Source organism: Cohnella phaseoli (assembly GCF_003386235.1).
GTDB lineage: Bacteria > Bacillota > Bacilli > Paenibacillales > Paenibacillaceae > Cohnella > Cohnella phaseoli.
Window position 1 is genome coordinate 82,852 of the sequence record NZ_QRDZ01000036.1, and the last position, 18,200, is coordinate 101,051.

Annotated in this window: 19 protein-coding genes, 6 tRNA genes and 1 rRNA gene; all 26 read right to left on the reverse strand. The window is 56.5% G+C overall.

Going from position 1 to position 18,200, the window contains the following annotated elements; genetic code table 11:
- Window positions 1–135 precede the first annotated feature (135 nt).
- Entirely contained in the window at window positions 136–270 is a 135-nt protein-coding gene (locus tag DFP98_RS40075) for a hypothetical protein (RefSeq protein WP_281275179.1), read from the reverse strand.
- A 224-nt stretch (window positions 271–494) separates the two neighbouring features.
- The gene (locus tag DFP98_RS32050) at window positions 495–1,448 is read right to left on the reverse strand and encodes a ribose-phosphate diphosphokinase (protein WP_116064711.1); all 954 of its coding nucleotides are present in this window, start codon (window positions 1,446–1,448) and stop codon (window positions 495–497) included.
- Between the two features lie 87 nt (window positions 1,449–1,535).
- On the reverse strand, window positions 1,536–2,339 hold the full coding sequence (gene hisJ, locus DFP98_RS32055) for a histidinol-phosphatase HisJ (protein ID WP_116064734.1): 804 nt from the start codon (window positions 2,337–2,339) through the stop codon (window positions 1,536–1,538).
- 29 nt (window positions 2,340–2,368) lie between these two features.
- Window positions 2,369–3,037 (reverse strand): bifunctional phosphoribosyl-AMP cyclohydrolase/phosphoribosyl-ATP diphosphatase HisIE, encoded by a 669-nt coding sequence (gene hisIE, locus DFP98_RS32060; RefSeq protein WP_116064712.1) that lies wholly within the window; start codon window positions 3,035–3,037, stop codon window positions 2,369–2,371.
- Window positions 3,034–3,792, reverse strand: a complete 759-nt coding sequence (hisF, locus tag DFP98_RS32065) for an imidazole glycerol phosphate synthase subunit HisF (RefSeq protein WP_116064713.1) — start codon at window positions 3,790–3,792, stop codon at window positions 3,034–3,036. Before hisF ends, hisIE begins: the two co-directional genes overlap by 4 nt.
- A 30-nt stretch (window positions 3,793–3,822) precedes the next feature.
- The gene (hisA, locus tag DFP98_RS32070) at window positions 3,823–4,590 is read right to left on the reverse strand and encodes a phosphoribosylformimino-5-aminoimidazole carboxamide ribotide isomerase (RefSeq protein ID WP_116064714.1); all 768 of its coding nucleotides are present in this window, start codon (window positions 4,588–4,590) and stop codon (window positions 3,823–3,825) included.
- On the reverse strand, window positions 4,587–5,195 hold the full coding sequence (gene hisH, locus DFP98_RS32075; protein WP_116064715.1) for an imidazole glycerol phosphate synthase subunit HisH: 609 nt from the start codon (window positions 5,193–5,195) through the stop codon (window positions 4,587–4,589). The genes hisA and hisH overlap by 4 nt, the downstream gene beginning before the upstream one ends.
- Window positions 5,196–5,804 carry an imidazoleglycerol-phosphate dehydratase HisB gene (gene hisB, locus DFP98_RS32080; RefSeq protein ID WP_116064716.1) on the reverse strand — a complete coding sequence of 203 codons (609 nt, stop codon included), beginning with the start codon at window positions 5,802–5,804 and terminating at the stop codon, window positions 5,196–5,198.
- Window positions 5,801–7,090: a histidinol dehydrogenase gene (gene hisD, locus DFP98_RS32085; protein WP_116064717.1), complete on the reverse strand. Its 1,290-nt coding sequence runs from the start codon at window positions 7,088–7,090 to the stop codon at window positions 5,801–5,803. The genes hisB and hisD overlap by 4 nt, the downstream gene beginning before the upstream one ends.
- A 36-nt stretch (window positions 7,091–7,126) precedes the next feature.
- A complete protein-coding gene (gene hisG / locus DFP98_RS32090; RefSeq protein WP_116064718.1) occupies window positions 7,127–7,765 on the reverse strand; it encodes an ATP phosphoribosyltransferase in 639 nt (212 codons plus the stop codon).
- The gene (locus DFP98_RS32095; protein WP_116064719.1) at window positions 7,762–8,991 is read right to left on the reverse strand and encodes an ATP phosphoribosyltransferase regulatory subunit; all 1,230 of its coding nucleotides are present in this window, start codon (window positions 8,989–8,991) and stop codon (window positions 7,762–7,764) included. The genes hisG and DFP98_RS32095 overlap by 4 nt, the downstream gene beginning before the upstream one ends.
- Window positions 8,992–9,250: 259 nt before the next feature.
- On the reverse strand, window positions 9,251–9,739 hold the full coding sequence (locus DFP98_RS32100; RefSeq protein ID WP_116064720.1) for an acyltransferase: 489 nt from the start codon (window positions 9,737–9,739) through the stop codon (window positions 9,251–9,253).
- Window positions 9,726–10,451: a pyrophosphatase PpaX gene (gene ppaX, locus DFP98_RS32105; protein WP_116064721.1), complete on the reverse strand. Its 726-nt coding sequence runs from the start codon at window positions 10,449–10,451 to the stop codon at window positions 9,726–9,728. The genes DFP98_RS32100 and ppaX overlap by 14 nt, the downstream gene beginning before the upstream one ends.
- Window positions 10,357–11,412 (reverse strand): prolipoprotein diacylglyceryl transferase, encoded by a 1,056-nt coding sequence (lgt, locus tag DFP98_RS32110; protein ID WP_116064722.1) that lies wholly within the window; start codon window positions 11,410–11,412, stop codon window positions 10,357–10,359. Before lgt ends, ppaX begins: the two co-directional genes overlap by 95 nt.
- Window positions 11,413–11,429: 17 nt before the next feature.
- The gene (gene hprK / locus DFP98_RS32115; RefSeq protein ID WP_116064723.1) at window positions 11,430–12,362 is read right to left on the reverse strand and encodes an HPr(Ser) kinase/phosphatase; all 933 of its coding nucleotides are present in this window, start codon (window positions 12,360–12,362) and stop codon (window positions 11,430–11,432) included.
- A gap of 149 nt (window positions 12,363–12,511) precedes the next feature.
- Window positions 12,512–13,633 (reverse strand): ABC transporter ATP-binding protein, encoded by a 1,122-nt coding sequence (locus DFP98_RS32120; RefSeq protein WP_116064724.1) that lies wholly within the window; start codon window positions 13,631–13,633, stop codon window positions 12,512–12,514.
- A 90-nt stretch (window positions 13,634–13,723) separates the two neighbouring features.
- Window positions 13,724–14,815 carry a PucR family transcriptional regulator gene (locus DFP98_RS32125; protein WP_116064725.1) on the reverse strand — a complete coding sequence of 364 codons (1,092 nt, stop codon included), beginning with the start codon at window positions 14,813–14,815 and terminating at the stop codon, window positions 13,724–13,726.
- A gap of 70 nt (window positions 14,816–14,885) precedes the next feature.
- A complete protein-coding gene (locus DFP98_RS32130; protein WP_116064726.1) occupies window positions 14,886–15,833 on the reverse strand; it encodes an MraY family glycosyltransferase in 948 nt (315 codons plus the stop codon).
- 77 nt (window positions 15,834–15,910) lie between these two features.
- Window positions 15,911–16,960: a glycoside hydrolase family protein gene (locus DFP98_RS32135; protein ID WP_116064727.1), complete on the reverse strand. Its 1,050-nt coding sequence runs from the start codon at window positions 16,958–16,960 to the stop codon at window positions 15,911–15,913.
- A gap of 412 nt (window positions 16,961–17,372) precedes the next feature.
- Window positions 17,373–17,448 (reverse strand) — tRNA-Lys (locus tag DFP98_RS32140).
- A gap of 6 nt (window positions 17,449–17,454) precedes the next feature.
- A tRNA-Tyr gene (locus DFP98_RS32145) sits at window positions 17,455–17,538 on the reverse strand.
- Window positions 17,539–17,562: 24 nt separating this feature from the next.
- Window positions 17,563–17,638, reverse strand: a tRNA-Phe gene (locus tag DFP98_RS32150).
- Window positions 17,639–17,684: 46 nt separating this feature from the next.
- Window positions 17,685–17,761, reverse strand: a tRNA-Asp gene (locus tag DFP98_RS32155).
- Window positions 17,762–17,770: 9 nt separating this feature from the next.
- Window positions 17,771–17,846, reverse strand: a tRNA-Val gene (locus DFP98_RS32160).
- 14 nt (window positions 17,847–17,860) lie between these two features.
- Window positions 17,861–17,937: transfer RNA gene (locus DFP98_RS32165), tRNA-Met, on the reverse strand.
- A 170-nt stretch (window positions 17,938–18,107) separates the two neighbouring features.
- Window positions 18,108–18,200, reverse strand: a 23S ribosomal RNA gene (locus DFP98_RS32170); the annotation flags it as partial.

The window sequence follows — 18,200 nt, forward strand, 5'->3', positions numbered from 1 at the left end:
AACCCGCTGGCGATGATGAGGTTCTGGTTGCCGCATGCGTCTCGACGCGAATAACAAACAGCTTGCCGCTTGTAACGGCAAGCTAAAGATGGTGTTGCGGATACAATCTATGGTGCGATTTGGCAACGTTACGAACTAATTGTCGTTGTCCGCTTTCTCGCCGCCGCTATAAGCCACATTTATCGAAACATCCGATTTGCGATCGTCGCTCCATCCGGTAGTCGTAAAAGATTGAACGATTTCGGACAACATCTCGATCCGTTTTCGCAAAGTCGTGCAAAGCGCCTCTTTTCTGGTTTCGTCAAAGTTGAACCTGTGAAAGGGAATCCCTTGCATTTCCAAAGTTGCTTCAAAAGATTGATAAAAAAAGAAGGTGTAAGCACCTCCCGAAGATTGCTTCATAGGAGGTACTTACACCTATCTTGTTTGTCGAATATCTTTCACAGCAACTGGGTTGGCTTATGGGACCGCCCCTTCCGCCTAACCTATGCTTTCTATACGCCCTTAGTCTTGAACAGCGTGCTGATCGAGCCGCCCTCCATGATAATGCGCGTCGCTTCCGCAAGCATAGGCGCAACCGAGATGACCTTGAAGCGAGAAGAACGCTCTTCCGGCAACAGGATCGTGTCGGTGACGACCACTTCCTTGATGCTCGGGTGGTCGAGACGCTGCAAGGCGGGATCGGAGAACAACGGGTGAGTGGCGCATACGAACGGGTCTTCCGCTCCGCGCTCCTTCAACCCTTCCACGACGTTCACGATCGTCGTGCCCGTATCGATCATATCTTCGATAATAATTGGCGTAAAGCCTTCGACGTCTCCGATCACGTGCGTAATGACGGATTCGTTGTGCGCGGGACGCTTCTTGATCATGATAGCGAAGGAGCAATCCAACTGGTTCGCCAGCTTCTCCGCCGTCGAAGCTCGTCCGGCGTCCGGAGATACGACGACCGGATTGCGGATGTTCTTCGACTTCAGATAATCGCTGATTAAATCCAGTGCGGTCAAATGGTCGACCGGAATGTCGAAAAACCCCTGGATCGCAGGAGCATGCAGATCGATCGTCACGATACGGTGAGCGCCGACCGTCGTCAGCACGTCGGCCACCATCTTCGCGGAGATCGGCTCTCGTGGAGCGGCTTTCCTTTCCTGCCGGGCATAGCCGTAATAAGGCAGCACGACGTTAATCGTTCGCGCCGAAGCCCGCTTGGCTGCATCGATCATAACCAGCAATTCTACGAAGTAATCGTTGATCGGATGAGATAGAGACTGGACCAAGAAAACGTCGCAATTGCGAATCGTCTCCTCGTAGTGAACGTACACTTCGCCGCTCTTGAATCGGGAAAGCTTGATTTTCCCCAGCGGCACTCCCAGATTGTCGGCGATCTTGCCTGCCAATAGCGGATTGGATGATCCCGAAAAGATACGAAGCTTACTACTGCTGTACATGTGCCCCTCCATATTTTGGCGATTCGACGCTCCAGGTGTCGAAATCCGTCAGTCATCATTTCCATTATACATGAGTTCGGGCCTTTTTTAAAAAGATTTCAATTTCCGTTTTCTTTCTGTAAACACGGCCAGCTCCGTATACCCCGCTTTTCGCAGCAGCTCCTTCGCCTCCGCCCCTTTTTGTCCGATTTTGTCGGGGTGGTGAGCGTCGGAACCGTACGTGACAGGGATATCGTAAGCTCTGGCCCGTTCAAGGATCGACACGGACGGATACATCTCTTTGCAAGGGGCATAAATTCCGGCTGCATTCAGCTCAAAGGCCAAATCGTGCTTCTTGATCGCTTGCAGCGCGGCGTCTTCCAGTGCGCTTACATCTTCCTCCGGACGATAGCCGAACCGCTTGATCGCATCCATATGGCCGATATAGTCGTAGAATCCGGTTGCCGCAGCCTTCGCGATCGCATCGAAGTATTGCTCGTACACCTCGACGACACGGCGCCCTTCCCAGCGGTCGACCTGGCGGAAGTCCGTCACATCCCACGTTCCGAGAAAATGCACCGAACCGATCACGTAATCCCACGGATAACCGTTTACGATCCGCTCGATCTTTTCCTCCTGGCCTTCGACGTAATCGCCTTCCAGCCCGACGCGCACCTCGATGCGGCCCTTATACTTCTCCTTCAGGGCAAGAGCCTCCTCGACATAGCGGGGAAGCTCCTCCATCGGCATTGCGGAATCCGGGTTATCCTTGTCGGTGACATGCAGCAAAGGCATGTGATCGGACAAGCCGATCTGCTCCATGCCTTGCTTCATCGCGCTGAGGATGTAGTCTTCGAGCTTGCCGACCGCATGGCCGCAGCGCTCGTGATGCGTATGATAATCGATGAGCATGCCTTGCGTCTGTGTCATGGCCGCTTCACCTAATCCTTCTTGACCGGCTTGCGATGGCGGAACTCCAGCTCTTTCAGCACATCGTCGAACGGAATGCCTTGCTCGCGAAGCAGTACCATCAGGTGGAAAATGAGATCGGCGGACTCGCAGCGCAGCTCGTCTCCGTCGCGGTTTTTCGCGGCGATGATCACTTCGGCGGTTTCCTCTCCGACTTTCTTGAGAATTTTGTCGACGCCTTTCTCGAACAAGTAGGTCGTATACGCGCCTTCCGGACGCTCCGCATCGCGCTGGGCGATCGTCGCCTCCAGCCTGCTGAGCGGACCGAAGCGGTCCTCCTGCTGCGCTGCGGCTTCAGATGCATGAGCCGTTCCTTCGCGATAGAAGCAGCTGTAAGCTCCCGTGTGGCACGCCGGTCCGTTCTGGCGCACCTTCACGAGCAGCGTATCGCCGTCGCAGTCATAATGCAGAGACTCGATCTGCTGCGTATGGCCGCTCGTCGCTCCCTTGTTCCACAGTTCGCCGCGCGACCGGCTCCAAAACCACGTTTGACCGGACTCCAGCGACTTTTGCAGCGACTCCTCGTTCATGTAGGCGAGCATAAGCACCTCTTTGCTCAGCGCGTCCTGCACAACCGTCGGCACAAGCCCGTCGGCGTTCCATTTAATCTCTTTTTGCCATTGCTGTTGCTGTTGCGTCATCTGACGTTCACTCCTTTTTCCCGCAGCGCTGTCTTAACCTCTTGCACCGTAACTTCCTTGTAGTGGAAAATGCTCGCCGCCAGCGCCGCATCCGCTTGCCCTTCCGCGAACACATCGGCAAAATGCTCGGCGTTGCCCGCTCCGCCGGAGGCGATGACCGGAATGCCTATGCTCGACGAGACCGCTTTGGTCAACGCGACATCGAAGCCGTCCTTCGTGCCGTCCGCGTCCATGCTCGTCAGCAGAATCTCGCCCGCTCCCCGGCGCTCCGCTTCCTTCGCCCATTCGAGCGCGCGAATGCCCGTCGCATTGCGTCCGCCGTGGGTGAACACTTCCCACTCGCCCCACTCCGCGTTGAACTTCGCGTCTATGGCAACCACGATGCACTGCGCGCCGAACGTCCGCGAGCCGTCCGTAATCAGATCCGGATTGCGAATCGCCGCCGTGTTGATGCCGATTTTGTCCGCGCCGGCGCGAAGCAGCCGCTTCATGTCCTCCACCGCCGAGATGCCGCCTCCGACCGTGAACGGAATCGTGATCTCCCCGGCCGTTCTCCGCACGACGTCGACCATTGTCGCCCGGCCTTCCACCGATGCGGAAATGTCCAGAAACACCAGTTCGTCCGCGCCTTCCCGATCATAGATCGCCGCCAGCTCCACCGGGTCTCCGGCATCTCGCAAATTCACGAAATTGACGCCCTTAACGACTCTTCCGTCCTTCACGTCCAAGCAAGGTATAATTCTTTTAGCCAACATGTAGCGTTCCCCCTTATCCCTCGTTATCCGTTATGACGACCGCGACGGATCGCAATAGGCCACGACTTCGCTATAGGGAAGAGTCCCTCCGAAAATATCGAGAGCGCTGCCGATCGTAATGTCCAGCCTGCCCCGCGTCAATTCGCGGAATCGCGCCAAATCCGCGAGCGATCGCGCACCGCCTGCATAAGTGGCCGGAATCGTCGCCCATTCGGCGAGCTTGGCTGCCAGCTTCTCCTGTACGCCCTCCCGCTTCCCTTCCACATCAACGGCGTGGATCAGAAACTCGTCGCAGTAGCTTTCGAGCTCGTGGACGGTCGCTTCGTTCACTTCCAGATCGCTAAACGTCGTCCACTGGTTGGTCACCACGTACCATTTGCCGTCCCGTTCCTTGCAGCTGAGGTCGAGTACGAGCCGTTCCCGGCCGACTTCCGCAACGATACGCCGCAGATTGTCCATCTGAAGGCGACCGTCGCGGAAAACGTAAGAAGTGACGATGACGTGCGAAGCCCCTTCGCGTAAGTAATCTGCTGCGTTCTCCGCCGTGATGCCTCCGCCGATCTGCAAGCCGCCGGGATAGGCCCTTAGCGCAGACAGCGCAGCCTCCCGGTTGCCGCCGCCGAGCATGATAATATGCCCGCCGGTTAACCCGTCTTGTTTATACAGCGAAGCATAGTATTCCGCCCCCCGTTCGGAGACGAAGTTCTCCACGACCTTCGAGGCGTTCGCTTGCAGCGTTTCCCCGACGATCTGCTTCACCTTGCCTTGGTGAATATCGATACAAGGTCTAAACTTCATTTCCCGACAACCCTCTCCGTGAACTTGCGGAGCAGCGCCATGCCGAGCTCGCCGCTCTTCTCCGGATGGAACTGCATGCCGTACACCGAACCCCGGCCTACGATCGCCGTTACCGGCTGGTAGTAATCCGTCACGGCCAGCAGATCGGACTCCCGCTCCGGCAGCGCGTGATACGAGTGGACGAAATACACGTGCCCCGGCTCCACGCCCTCGAACAACGGGCTCTCCTGCTTAAACGTCAGCTCGTTCCAGCCCATATGCGGAACCTTGTAATCCCCTTGAAACCGAACGACGCGGCCCGGCAGCAGATCCAGCCCCCGATGCGTCCCGTGCTCCTCGCTCTCAGTGAACAGCAGCTGCATTCCGAGGCAGATACCGAGAAACGGCTTGCCCGAAGCCGCGTATTCCTTCACCGTATCGACCAGCCCGGTCTCGCGCAAATTCGCCATTGCATCGCCGAACGCGCCGACGCCCGGCAGAATCGCCCCGTCCGCCGCCAGTATTTCGCGCGGATCGGAAGTGACCCGCGCCTCGCAGCCCAGCCGCTCGACGGCTTTGCTGACGCTGTGCAGATTGCCCATACCATAGTCGATAATCGCAATCACTTACAGCACCCCTTTGGTTGAAGGCACGCCCTTCACGCGCGGATCGATCGAAGTCGCTTCGTCCAGCGCGCGTCCGAGCGCCTTGAACACGGCCTCGACCATATGATGCGTATTGCGTCCATAGTGGACGATGACATGCAGCGTAATGCGCGCTTCCAACGCAAGCTTCCACAGGAACTCATGCACAAGCTCGACCGTGAAGCTGCCTACGTTAGCCGCCGGGAATTCCCCGCGCAGCTCGAAATGCGGCCGGTTGCTAATGTCGACGACGACTTGCGCAAGCGCCTCGTCCATCGGCACGAACACGCTGGCGTAGCGCTTGATGCCTTTCTTGTCTCCCAGAGCCTCGCGCAGCACCTGACCTAAGCAGATGCCGATGTCCTCAACCGTATGATGATCGTCGATGTCCACGTCGCCGCGCGCTTCGACCTTCAAATCGAACTGGCCGTGCTTCGCAAACAAGTCGAGCATATGATTCAAGAACGGAACGTCCGTCTCAAGCGACACCTCGCCGCTTCCGTCTACTCCAAGGGACAATTGGATGTCCGTCTCATTCGTCTTGCGGGATACGGCCGACGAACGGCCTCCTTGCACATTTTCTACGCTCACTTCGTCTCCCTGCCTTCCAATCGGATTTCCACCGCGCGCGCGTGACCTTCCAGCCCTTCATGCCGGGCCAGCGTCGCGATTCCTGCGGCGTCTCTTAACAATGCCTGCTTGCTGTATCGGATCAAGCTCGATTTCTTCAGAAAATCGTCCACGTTCAGCGGCGACGAGAACCGCGCCGTGCCGTTCGTCGGCAGAATGTGGTTCGGGCCCGCAAAATAATCGCCTACCGGCTCCGAGCTATACGGGCCGATGAAGATCGCCCCCGCCGTCTCGATGCGTCCGAGCAGCTCCATCGGCTCGTCCGTCATCACTTCCAGATGCTCCGGCGCCAGCTTGTTGACCACGTCCAGCCCTTCGTCCAGGCTGTCCACGATCAGGATCGCCCCGTGCCGCTCCAGCGAGCTGCGGGCGATGTCCACCCGCGGCAGAGCCGCAACCTGGCGCTCCAGCTCCGCCTGCACCGCCGATGCCAAAGCCTGCGACGGCGTCACGAGCACCGCCGAAGCCATCTCATCGTGCTCCGCCTGCGACAGCATATCCGCGGCCACATACCGCGGATCGGCGCTGTCGTCCGCCAGCACGACGATCTCGCTCGGGCCCGCGATGCTGTCGATGTCGACCGCGCCGTACACGGCGCGTTTCGCCAGCGCCACGAAAATGTTGCCGGGCCCGCAAATCTTATCGACGGCGGGGATGCTCGCCGTCCCATAGGCGAGCGCGGCGACCGCCTGCGCTCCCCCGACCCGGTACATCTCCGTTACGCCAGCCTCTGCGGCCGCCACCAGAATGTACGGGTCGATCCCTTCCCGTCCGCCGGTCGCCGGCGGCGTCACCATCGCAATCTCCGGCACGCCGGCCACCTTGGCCGGAAGCACGTTCATGAGCACCGACGACGGATACGCCGCCTTGCCTCCGGGAACGTACAGCCCGACGCGGCGCAGCGGGCGGATCGCCATGCCCAGCATCGTGCCGTCCGGCGCCACGTCCATCCACGAGCCGCGCTTCTGCTTCTCGTGGAACGCCGTAATGTTCGCCGCCGCCTGCCGCAGCGCCGTGAGAAACTCCGGCTCTACCCTAGCGTAAGCGCCCTGAATCTCTTCCTCCGTCACCCGCAGCTGTTCGGGCGTCAAAGACACCTTATCGAACTCCGCCGTGTACCGCAGCAGCGCCTCGTCGCCTTCCAGACGCACCGCCTCCACGACCTCCCGCACGGTCGCGTTCTGCTCCGGAGAGCCGTATTCGCTCTGCCGATCTAACCGGAATCCGTCCGCTTTTCCAATATACATGCCTTCGCCTCCTCGCATCACCGTCTCAAACCCGCCTCACACCGGAGCGCCGATAATCGCGCCCAGCCGGTCGCAAAGCTCCTGAATCGCCGCATTTTTCAGCCTGTAGCTGACGCGATTGGCGATCAGCCGGCTCGTCACCTGGAATAGCGTCTCCATCTCCACGAGTCCGTTTTCCTTAAGCGTCTGCCCCGTTTCCACCATATCCACGATCCGATCGGCCAAGCCGATCAGCGGAGCAAGCTCGATCGAGCCGTTCAGCTTGATCACTTCCACCTGCTGCCCCTGCTCGCGAAAATATTGCGAAGCTACGTTCGCATATTTCGAAGCCACACGAGGATTGATGACCGGCTTCCAGTCGGGCAGTCCGATGACCGACATCCGACACTTCGCAATTCCGAGATCAAGCAGCTCGTAGACGTCCTTATTTTCCTCCATCAGAACGTCCTTGCCCACGATGCCAATGTCGGCCACTCCGTACTCCACGTACGTCGGAACATCGACCGGCTTCGCCATGATGAACTCCATGTTCGCCTCCGGTACCGGAATAATCAGCTTGCGGGAGTCGTCGAAATCCTCCGGAATCGGCAGCCCCGCCTGCCGGAACAGCTTGCTGGCCTGCTTATAGATGCGCCCCTTGGGCATCGCGACTTTCAAAGTGCCGCTGTCCGTCATGCCAACCCTTCCTTTCCGTAGTCAAAAGGAACCAGCTTGTCGTACGACTTGCCCCGATAAACCAATTCGCCCTTGCTCAAGTGTCGTTCCAGATCCGCAGCGCGCAACTCCCCCAGCTCCGCAGTCGATACGAGCGCCGTTACCACGATCGCTCCCTGCTCGCGAAGCTGGCTTGCCTTCACGAGCGCTTCTTGTCGCCGCGTGCTTGCATACGCGACCAGCGTCCGCTCGCGCTGCTCGGCGGCGTCTTCCACGACTTCGAGAATGCGCGTCGTCTTCAATGCAAAGCCCGTCGCATGAGCGGGACGCCCGAACTGCGCGAGCAAGTTGTCGTACCGGCCTCCGCTGCACACCGGAAATCCCAGATGGGAAGCATAGCCTTCAAAGGTCATCCCCGTATAATAGGAGAAATCCCCGATCATCGTCAGATCGATCAGCACATGCTCTTGAATGCCGTAGGCTTCCAGCACGTCCCATACTTCGCACAGATGACGGATCGCCGATTGCGCTCTCTCGTTCGCGCTCAGCTCCAGCGCTTGATCGCATACCTCCTGACCGCCGCGAAGCCGCAAAATATCCTCCAGCTCCTTCTTCCACGCAGCGTCCAGCGTTAGCTTGCGGATTGCATCCCGGTAGCCGACGTGATCTCGCTGCAGCAAGCAGGCTTTTAGCGTCTCCTGCTCGCTAACCAGCCCAGGCAGCGTCTCCTCGAACAAACCGTTCAAGAAACCGACATGCCCCATCGCGATCTTGAACGACGGCACTCCCGCCGCCTTTAAGGAAGCGACGGCCAGCGCAATCATCTCCGCATCCGCCTCAGGAGAAGCGTCTCCGACCAGTTCGACGCCGGTCTGATAAAACTCAGAATCCCTTCCGCCCTCTTCCTCGAATGCCCGGAACACATTGCCATGATAGCTGAGCCGGATCGGGAACGAATCGTCCTTAAGCAGCGAGCCGACGACGCGCGCGATCGGCGCCGTCATGTCGGAACGCAGTACGATCGTCGTCCCGCGGCGGTCCAGCAGCTTAAACAGCTTCTGATCCGATGTCGAGCTGGCCATTCCGACCGTGTCGTAATATTCCAGCGCAGGGGTGATGATCTGTTCGTAACCCCACAGCTGCATGCACTCCAGCACGCTTCGCTCGATCTTCCTCAGCTTGGAGACCGCGTGCGGCAAATAATCCTTTACCCCGGTCGGCTTCTCGAACACTTTCGGTTTCGTCATTTTCGCGCACCTTCTTCGTTTTATCCTCTATTGCTTTTAACGACTTCAAACAGGTTGTTTGAGCTGCTTGCATCGATCGCTTCATCACATTAAAGCACTACCATGTTACCATACTGCCAAAATAAAGAGATTAGTGGTATATTACCATGTCGCTCTTTTCGAGTCAATCCTCGCCTGCGCCTGTAAGGACTGCCGCAGGAAATCAAAAAAACCGCCCGTTGCCGTCATCGGCAGCAAGGCGGTGATTCGAGCGCCTAACCTACAACTCCCTGAGAGGATTGCCCCCTACTCTCATTCCAGGCGCAACATCCTTATGAACAACCGCACCGGCCGCAACGACCGCACCGTCTCCGATCGTCACTCCCGGCAGAACCGTTACGTTTGCCCCGATCATCACGTTAGAGCCGATCCGGATATCTCCCAGACGGTATTCTTCAATCAAGTATTCGTGCGTCAACAGCGTCGAATTATAGCCGATAATCGTGTTATCTCCAACCGTAATTCGTTCGGGGAAGAAGACGTCCACCATTACCATGAGCGCAAACGCCGTATGCCGCCCGACTTTCATTCCGAGGATGCGCCTGTAAATCCAGTTTTTAACCGGCAAGCTCGGGCAGTATCGCGCGATCTGGATGAAGACAAAATTGCGAACCGCCTTGAACCGGGACACCGTGCGGTACACCTGCCACAGCGCATTCGCCCCTTCCACCGGATACCGCTCCACGTTCCTCAACTCAAGCACCCTCATTTCCGATTCCGCATAGGGTCAGCAGTTCTTCCATCTCCTTGATGATATACGATGCCCCGGAACTGCGCAGCAGCTCCTCGCCTTTGAGCGACCATGCCACGCCGACGGGAACGGCCCCCGCCCGGAGCGCCGACACGATGTCGACGGAGCTATCTCCCACCATCAGCGTCTCCGAGGCTTCCGTGCCAAGCGCGGCTACCGCCTTCGCCACCGGCTCGGGATGCGGCTTGGCGTTGTCCACATCGTCCAACGTCACGATCGTATCCATATAGGAGTAGATCTCCAGCAGCTTAAGTGCGCGAAGCGTCGTCTCCCTCATCTTCGTCGTCACGACGCCAAGCCGAATGCCCTGCCGATGAAGCTGTTCGATCGTTTCCTTCACGCCGGGGAAGAGCGATACCATCTCGTCATGCTTAAGCAGGTTGTATTCCCGGTAAGCGCCGACTAGCGTCGCTATATCTTCTCTCCCGGTAAAATGCTTCATCTGCACGGACAGCGGCTCTCCCATCGACGGGATGATATGCTCCCTCCCGAAGCTTGCGGGAACATGACCGATCAGCGCATGCATGAAAGACTGAATGATCAGTTCGTTCGTATCGATTATCGTACCGTCAAGATCAAACAGGACGGTCGTGATTTTCGCTTGGGGCTTCCGTGCCGCCGGCGTCGTTTCCTCCGTCTGCGTCGTTGGAGTCGTTCTTGTTTGCGTCATTCTTGCTGTTCTCCGTTTCTTCGCGCGTCTGCAACGCGGTTTTCCCGGTTTTGAAATTCACTAGCGGGTCGTTGTACCTCTCCGCTGCGTATCCCATCGTTCTCCTCGCCACGATCAAAATGATACCGCCAAGGACGAGCAGAAGCGCAAGTAACTGAGAAATCCGGATATTGCCCTCAGCCGGATTCAAATAGCCTTGCTCGAATACGGCCGTCATCGGAGACCATAGCGCGTCGAGCACCGACTTAAGCCACTCCGGCCCCTTAAAGGCCAAGCTGTCGGTACGAAGCGCCTCAATAAAGAAGCGGCCGATGGAATACCAGATGAAGTAGGTGAACAGCAGCTCGCCTTTTCTCAGGAAATTGCGGCGTCTGATCACGAACAACACAACCAGCCCTACCAGGCTCCACAGCGATTCGTACAGGAAAGTCGGGTGATGGAACACTCCCTCAACGTTCATCTGATTCACGATAAAGCCCGGAATATGCAGCGTATCGCGCAGGAACGACTCCTCTACCTCTCCGCCGTAAGCCTCCTGATTAACGAAGTTGCCCCAGCGTCCGATCATTTGCCCGATCAGCAGCGAGGGCGCGCAAATGTCGGCGATTCTTAAGAAGCTGTAGCCTTTGGCCCTTATGTAGAAAAAACCGCTGAGCAGCGCGCCGATCAACGCTCCGTAGATGGCGATTCCGCCGTTCCAGATCTGGATGATCTCGCCCGGATTCGCCTGGTAGTAGTCCCATTTGAACGCAACATAATACAGCCGCGCGACGATAATGGAAGATGGAACCCCGATTAACAGCAAGTCCAGGAAAAAGTCGGCGTTCAGGCCGAAGCGTTTTCCTTCCTGCACCGCAAGCAGAAGGCCCGCCAAAGCCGCCGACCCCAAAATGATGCCGTACCAATGTACATCCAGAGAGCCGATCGAGAACGCGATCGGATTGAGCAGCATCGTAAACATCGTCTTCCTCCACTCGATTATTCGTAGTCGTCCTCGGATATCGCTTCGGTTAGCTTGTTCGTGAACTGCTGCGCCGCATTATATCCCATCCGCTTAAGGCGATAATTCATTGCCGCCACTTCCAGAATGACCGCCAGATTTCGTCCCGGCCTTACCGGAACGGTAAGCAGCGGCACTTCCGTCTCGATAATCTTGGTCGTCTCCTCGTCCAGTCCGAGACGATCGTACTGCTTGTCCTGCTGCCAGTTTTCCAGACGAACGACTAGGCTGATGCTCGTCTGATTTTTCACCGCTCCCGCACCGAACAACGTCATTACGTTTAAGATACCCAAGCCGCGAATTTCCAGCAAATGCCGAATCAGCTCAGGGGACGTGCCGAACAGATGATTGTCCGCCGTCTGTCGAATTTCGACCGCATCGTCCGCAATCAGCCGATGTCCGCGTTTGACCAGCTCCAGCGCCGTCTCGCTCTTGCCGATGCCGCTGCCTCCGGTAATGAGCATGCCTACGCCGTAGACGTCTACGAGTACGCCGTGAATCGTCGCCGAAGGCGCCAATTTTTTCTCCAGGAAAGTCGTAATCCGACTTAACAGGATCGTCGTCGCGACCGAGCTTCGCAGCACCGGAAAATGACGTTCATTCGCAATCTCAACGAGTTCGCCCGGGATGTCCTGTCCGCGCGTAATGATAATGCAAGGCGTTTCCTCATGGCACAGCCGCTCCATCCGGTCGCGCCGTTCTTCCGAAGTCAATGTTTCCAGGAACGCGAGCTCCGTACGGCCTAACATCTGCGCCCGCTCCGCCGGATAGTAATTGAAATAGCCGGCCATTTCCAAGCCAGGACGATTAAGATCATCCGTTACAATAGTGCGCCGCAATCCGTCTTCGCCGGCCACAATTTCGAGGTGAAATTGCTGCACGAGCTCGGATACTCTCACTTTCTTGGCCATCGTACAGCTCCTTTCCTGTTTTCCCCTATTTATCGTATCGAAAATAATCGGACAAATCAATTTATACTTTCTTCAACCTCTATAAAGCCGACCAAGTGGCAAAAAACCGTCCGGCCATTGGCCGAACGGTTTCCGCTCTTACCGATCTATTAGCTCTCGAAAATGTTCAGTTCCGAGTCTTTGTCGAAAATATGGATTTTGTTCATGTCGATCGCGAGCTTGATGTTTTGGTTCTCGCGAAGACCGGCACGTCCGTCTACACGAGCAATGACGTTCTCTTTGCCCAGACCGTTCAGGTACAGGTACTGCTCGTGACCCAGGTTCTCGGCAACCTCGATCGTCGCGTTAACGACAGTGTTCGGGGAAGCTTCGATGAATACGGGTTCTTCGTGAAGGTCCTCAGGACGTATGCCGAGGATGATCTCGCGGCCGATGTAACCTTTGGCGCGCAGCAGCTTCGCTTTGCCTTCCGTAACTTCAACGTTGAAGCCCGTAGCGCGGAAACGTACGGAGCCGCCTTCTTCAACCAGTTGGCCCGTGATGAAGTTCATCGCAGGAGCGCCGATAAAGCCGGCAACGAACAGGTTGATCGGGTGGTTGTACAGAACATCCGGAGTAGCGGCTTGCTGAATGAAGCCGTCTTTCATAACGACGATACGATCGCCCATCGTCATGGCTTCCGTTTGGTCATGCGTTACGTAGATACAAGTCGTCTCAAGACGCTTCATCAATTTGGAGATGTTCGCGCGCATTTGCGTACGCAATTTAGCATCCAAGTTGGAAAGCGGTTCGTCCATCAGGAACACTTGAGGCTCACGAACGATTGCGCGTCCCAAGGCGACACGTTGACGCTGACCGCCGGAGAGAGCCTTCGGCTTACGGTCGAGCAAGTGCTCGATTTCCAGCGTGCGAGCAGCTTCGCGTACGCGACGATCGATCTCGTCTTTGCGGAATTTACGCAGTTTCAGACCGAACGCCATGTTCTGATACACGTTCATATGAGGATACAGAGCGTAAGATTGGAATACCATCGCGATATCGCGGTCTTTCGGAGCGACGTCGTTCACGACGCGGTCGCCGATATACAGCTTGCCTTCGGAGATTTCTTCAAGTCCTGCGATCATACGCAGCGTAGTCGATTTTCCGCAGCCGGAAGGACCTACGAGAACGAGAAACTCTTTGTCCTGGATGTCCAGGTTAAAGTCGGTTACCGATGCTTTATCGGATCCCGGATATTTTTTATACACGCTTTCTAAACGAACGCCTGCCATGTACATTTCCCCCTAAACTTCGTTTGAAGGTACATGACTATCTTACCTTAAGGCCGGGCCAGATGACTATGCACAAAGCGTACAAAAAATTCATTTCCTTTTCGTGACTTTGTACAATAGCAGCAAGATCCGGACAAGAACGGCGTCGTTGAAGGAGCGCACGTCCAATCCCGCCTCGTTTTTGATCTTATCCAGCCGGTATAGCAGCGTGTTGCGGTGAATAAACAGCTTTTTGGCGGTTTCGCTTACATTGCAGTCCATCGAGAAGAACGCGTCCAGCGTAGCGACCGTCTCCGAATCGGTGAACAGATCGGGTCTGCCCATCATCTCTTCGACAAACCGGGAACGAACCGTCTCGGGAATGCCGCTGAGCAGCCTTTCGAGATGAACGAGCCACGGCAGATGGATCTGCATCCCTACATGGAACTTACGGCCCAGGAAAGTCGTTTCCCTCAGCGTAGCGACGATGCGTACGACGTTCTCCGACGGCACGATCGGCTCCCCCACCGCGATGTGGCACTCTCCGCCCCATTCGGTCGTGATCAGCTCGTGTAGCCCTTGAGCCAACGAAGCAAGCAGCTCCTTCGTCTCTTCATGGCCGATTTCCTCGTCCCCGTCCGCATCCGCCTCGGACAAGACGCTGTCGCTGGTGAGCACGAGCCATTCGTGCTCCCGAAGAGGAATCAGCAGCGTGTCTTCCGGAATATACGTCCGAATCGTCTTCTCCAATTCGCTGTACGACGGTTCCTTGTCTTCCACTTGCTCGCAGGACAGAAGAAACGGCACCATTCCATCGAATAGCCGATTGCGCAGCTCCATGCGCTCGGGAACCTCGGCTCTCCACTCGCCCGCCGCCACCGACTGCTGGACCCATTCCCCGAATCGTCTGGCTTGACGTTCCAAATCGGAGGCCGCCGAAACAGGGCGCATGTTTCCTTGACGAATCGCCCAGCTCAGAAGCCGTTTCTCGAGCGGAGTCAGCACGGTGCTAATCTCGACGCAATGAAGCTCGGAGCCGTTAACGCGCGCGATCATCAAACAGCCCGAGTCCGTCTGAATGGCGTCTCCGGCTTCGGGGTGCTTCTCGCCGCCCTCCTTCTGCCATTCGGCTCCGGTCAGCACTTTGGCGACGACCGTCGCGTCGAGCAGCTTGCTCAGCTCCTGCAACTTGGTTTTGTTCATCGTTGAAGCCCCTTGTCAGCAAAGATAGCGATATGCGTCATTGTACCATATTTGACGTTGGCCGGGCGATTCAACGAAGAATGAGCAGCACGACGATCGACAATAGCGAGAACACTGCCGCGATCAGATAAAGGAAGCTTACGGTCTGAACCTGAGTCAGTCCCCACTTCATCAGACTGTGATGGGTGTGCAGATTGTCTGCTCGATGCAGGCCTTTGCCTTCGAGCAATCTGCGCGAAAATACGATCATCGTATCCAGGATGGGCACGCCAAGAGCGAGCATCGGAACCGATAGGGACAGCAGCGTCGCTCCCTTGAGCGTACCGTCCACGGCCGTTACCGCAAGCGTGTACCCCAGGAAGGTCGCACCCGCGTCTCCCATGAAAATACGGGCGGGGTGAAAATTGTACGCGAGGAAAGCCAGGCAAGCGCCGGAGAGCGCAATGGCTATGAGCGCGGTGTCTTTATGTGCGAATAGGAGCGAGGCGGCGAACAACGTCATCGAGGAGATCGCGGTTACGCCGGAAGCCAATCCGTCGACCCCATCGATGAAGTTGAGCATATTAATAAGTGCGAATACCCACAGCAGAGTAAAGAAGGCCGCCCAGCCCGGGGAAAACAGAATCATCGCGGAACGAGACGGCGCCGAAATGCCGGCAATCGAAATTCCGAATGCGGACGGAATGAGCGACACGCCGATATAAGCAATCAGTCTCGGCCACACCGGAAACTCCTTGCCGTAGGCCTTAAAGGCGTCGTCGATCAAACCCACGGCTACGAGCAGCCCTCCCCCGAGCGCCAGCGCGCCCAGCTTCGGACCGCTTCCGAGGAATGCCCATACAGCCGCAATGACTCCAGCATAGATAGCCAGACCGCCGCTAAGAGGAATGGGCTTCGAATGCACCTTCCGCTTGGTCGGACGATCCACGAAACCGATTTTAAGAGCGAGTTCCCTTATGGCTGGGACCGTCAAGAGCACGAGCAGAAAAGAAAGGCCACACGCGTAAAGGTAGATCATCGGGAATTCCTCCTGATCGGTTGCTCGACGATTTCCCTTACTTTTCCCCAAAGACATTCAAAACACCCGGGCTATTTCTACTCCCCTGTTTTTTTCGCTTTATCCGACGACAGAGGGATAACCACACTCCGGGTATGCTCGAATTGGTAGGGGCCTTCTCCCGTCCCCGCTGCCGCAAACAAATGCGTCGGTTGTCCGTTCTGAATCAACAAGTACGGTCTCTCCAGGTTGCACATCTCCGTTCGCGTGCCATCCTCCCAGATCACCGTTCTGGAGTAAGCCTTCGGATCGGGATGGATCCGCCACTCAATACAATCCTCGCTCGTCGCATACACTCCGGCTCCCCACTCGCCTGTCAGTCCATACGATCCGTTCTTGCTATCGTCCTTGATCAGCAGATGGAACATCCCGTCCGAATACCATAGGAAAGGGTCCTCCACATGAAGATCCGGATCGGAGAAGCCCAGGATCGGATCGTCCGTCAGTCGGCGAAAAGGGCCTTCCGGGCTATCCGCGGCCGCAATACCGAGCTGCAACGTGGCTCCTGCGTACTCTCTCGACTTGTAAATCATATAGGTCCTTCCGTCGGGCAAAATCGTCACAGCGGGGTTTGTCGTCACTGTGCAGTCCCAATGCCCCACACGCGGCTCCAGCAGCGGCGTATCCCGTCGTGTCCACGGACCGAATATTGACGAGGCTACGGCCAGTCCGATCCGTTTGTTGTTCCACACCTCGATTTGCCGTTCCCCCGGCACCTCGTCTCCAGGTCCCGGAATCGGGCCTCCGTATGTAGTCCCCATATAGTAAAGATAGTAGGTGCCATTCCAGTATTGAATATATGGATTATGCTGGCTCATTCCGTCGAAAAACGAACGATCCCTTCGACTCAGCACGGTCTCCTCATACTTGTAGGGTCCTTCCGGAACCTCGCTGGAGGCCCTTACGACTTCGCAATTGAATAGCCAGTTGCTCCCGAAGCCCAACTCCTTGCTCCACCGGGATGCGAACAGATGATAACGCCCATCCTCGCCTCGCACACAAGAGCCGCACCATATATAATGGTCCTTTTCACAGTAACCGCCCCCTGCAGGAGCCGGCATCAGCCGTTCGAAAATCGGATTTGTCACGCCTTGATCTCTCCTTATATCTCCATTTGTTTTGCCTACGATCGACGGCAATCAAATCCCCCGCTCGATTCGCTGATGAGGGAGTACACGCTGTAGTTTTAAAGCTGAAAAACCGCTTTAAATTCGCGGCCGTACTATTTTTGAGCTTTTTAGGGCGGGTTTTCCGCTCTATTCCCGGAATTCTTCCATTTTGGAAAAATTAAGAAGGATTTTCCACTCTAAATCAACGTACTTTGCTCTTTTGGCCAAATTAGGACGGGTATTCCACCTTAAATTCTCCGATATCGGCCCCACTCGGCGGCCAATTATCGTGGACTTCTTTTTAAGCGGGTTTCCGCCTAAATTGTTACGCCTCCTGCTGTGCATAAATCAAAAAAGCAGACGTATCAACGTCTGCTGTCAGTTCAAAAACTGGTGAGCCATGAAGGACTCGAACCTTCGACACCCTGATTAAAAGTCAGGTGCTCTACCAACTGAGCTAATGGCTCGGGTAATGGTGGAGGGTGATGGATTCGAACCACCGAACCCGAAGGAAGAGATTTACAGTCTCCCGCGTTTGGCCACTTCGCTAACCCTCCATATTTGAAACCCGATGAAACGAATGGTGGCTCGAGACGGAATCGAACCGCCGACACGAGGATTTTCAGTCCTCTGCTCTACCAGCTGAGCTATCGAGCCTTGCTTGTCCCTGTTAAAGGCAACCGATGCATAATCGGAAAATAAATGGCGGAGCCGACGGGATTCGAACCCGCGGTCTCCTGCGTGACAGGCAGGCATGTTAGGCCTCTACACCACGGCTCCGCATTGTTATGGTGGAGGCTGAGGGGATCGAACCCCCGACCCTCTGCTTGTAAGGCAGATGCTCTCCCAGCTGAGCTAAGCCTCCATGGGAATAAGGTATGGTAGCGGCGAAGGGACTTGAACCCCTGACCCTCCGGGTATGAACCGAATGCTCTAGCCAGCTGAGCTACGCCGCCACATCGAGTACACGATTCGGCACGATACCTGAACCGATACACGTTTGTTTCAATTCGCAAGGCTTGCGCCCTGAAAACCGGATACGAACCAAACTCGCGCTTAGAAGAAGGTGAAGTGTCTTGCTTTGTAGGCCAAAACCCTGTTCGTAGCGATTTGCATCGCACGAGGTTAGGATAAGCCCTCGACCGATTAGTACTCGTCAGCTCCACACATTGCTGCGCTTCCACCCCGAGCCTATCAACCTGGTGTTCTTCCAGGGGTC

Excerpts from the sequence above, each read along its gene's own strand:
- hisF (WP_116064713.1), bottom strand. The coding sequence starts at position 3,792 with ATGTTGGCTAAAAGAATTATACCTTGCTTGGACGTGAAGGACGGAAGA.
- hprK (WP_116064723.1), bottom strand. The coding sequence starts at position 12,362 with ATGGCCAAGAAAGTGAGAGTATCCGAGCTCGTGCAGCAATTTCACCTC.
- hisA (WP_116064714.1), bottom strand. The coding sequence starts at position 4,590 with ATGAAGTTTAGACCTTGTATCGATATTCACCAAGGCAAGGTGAAGCAG.
- DFP98_RS32125 (WP_116064725.1), bottom strand. The coding sequence starts at position 14,815 with ATGAACAAAACCAAGTTGCAGGAGCTGAGCAAGCTGCTCGACGCGACG.
- DFP98_RS32095 (WP_116064719.1), bottom strand. The coding sequence starts at position 8,991 with ATGACGAAACCGAAAGTGTTCGAGAAGCCGACCGGGGTAAAGGATTAT.
- ppaX (WP_116064721.1), bottom strand. The coding sequence starts at position 10,451 with ATGACGCAAACAAGAACGACTCCAACGACGCAGACGGAGGAAACGACG.
- DFP98_RS32130 (WP_116064726.1), bottom strand. The coding sequence starts at position 15,833 with ATGATCTACCTTTACGCGTGTGGCCTTTCTTTTCTGCTCGTGCTCTTG.
- lgt (WP_116064722.1), bottom strand. The coding sequence starts at position 11,412 with ATGTTTACGATGCTGCTCAATCCGATCGCGTTCTCGATCGGCTCTCTG.
- hisIE (WP_116064712.1), bottom strand. The coding sequence starts at position 3,037 with ATGACGCAACAGCAACAGCAATGGCAAAAAGAGATTAAATGGAACGCC.
- DFP98_RS32050 (WP_116064711.1), bottom strand. The coding sequence starts at position 1,448 with ATGTACAGCAGTAGTAAGCTTCGTATCTTTTCGGGATCATCCAATCCG.
- hisJ (WP_116064734.1), bottom strand. The coding sequence starts at position 2,339 with ATGCTCATCGATTATCATACGCATCACGAGCGCTGCGGCCATGCGGTC.
- hisD (WP_116064717.1), bottom strand. The coding sequence starts at position 7,090 with ATGTATATTGGAAAAGCGGACGGATTCCGGTTAGATCGGCAGAGCGAA.
- hisG (WP_116064718.1), bottom strand. The coding sequence starts at position 7,765 with ATGACGGACAGCGGCACTTTGAAAGTCGCGATGCCCAAGGGGCGCATC.
- DFP98_RS32100 (WP_116064720.1), bottom strand. The coding sequence starts at position 9,739 with ATGAGGGTGCTTGAGTTGAGGAACGTGGAGCGGTATCCGGTGGAAGGG.
- DFP98_RS32120 (WP_116064724.1), bottom strand. The coding sequence starts at position 13,633 with ATGGCAGGCGTTCGTTTAGAAAGCGTGTATAAAAAATATCCGGGATCC.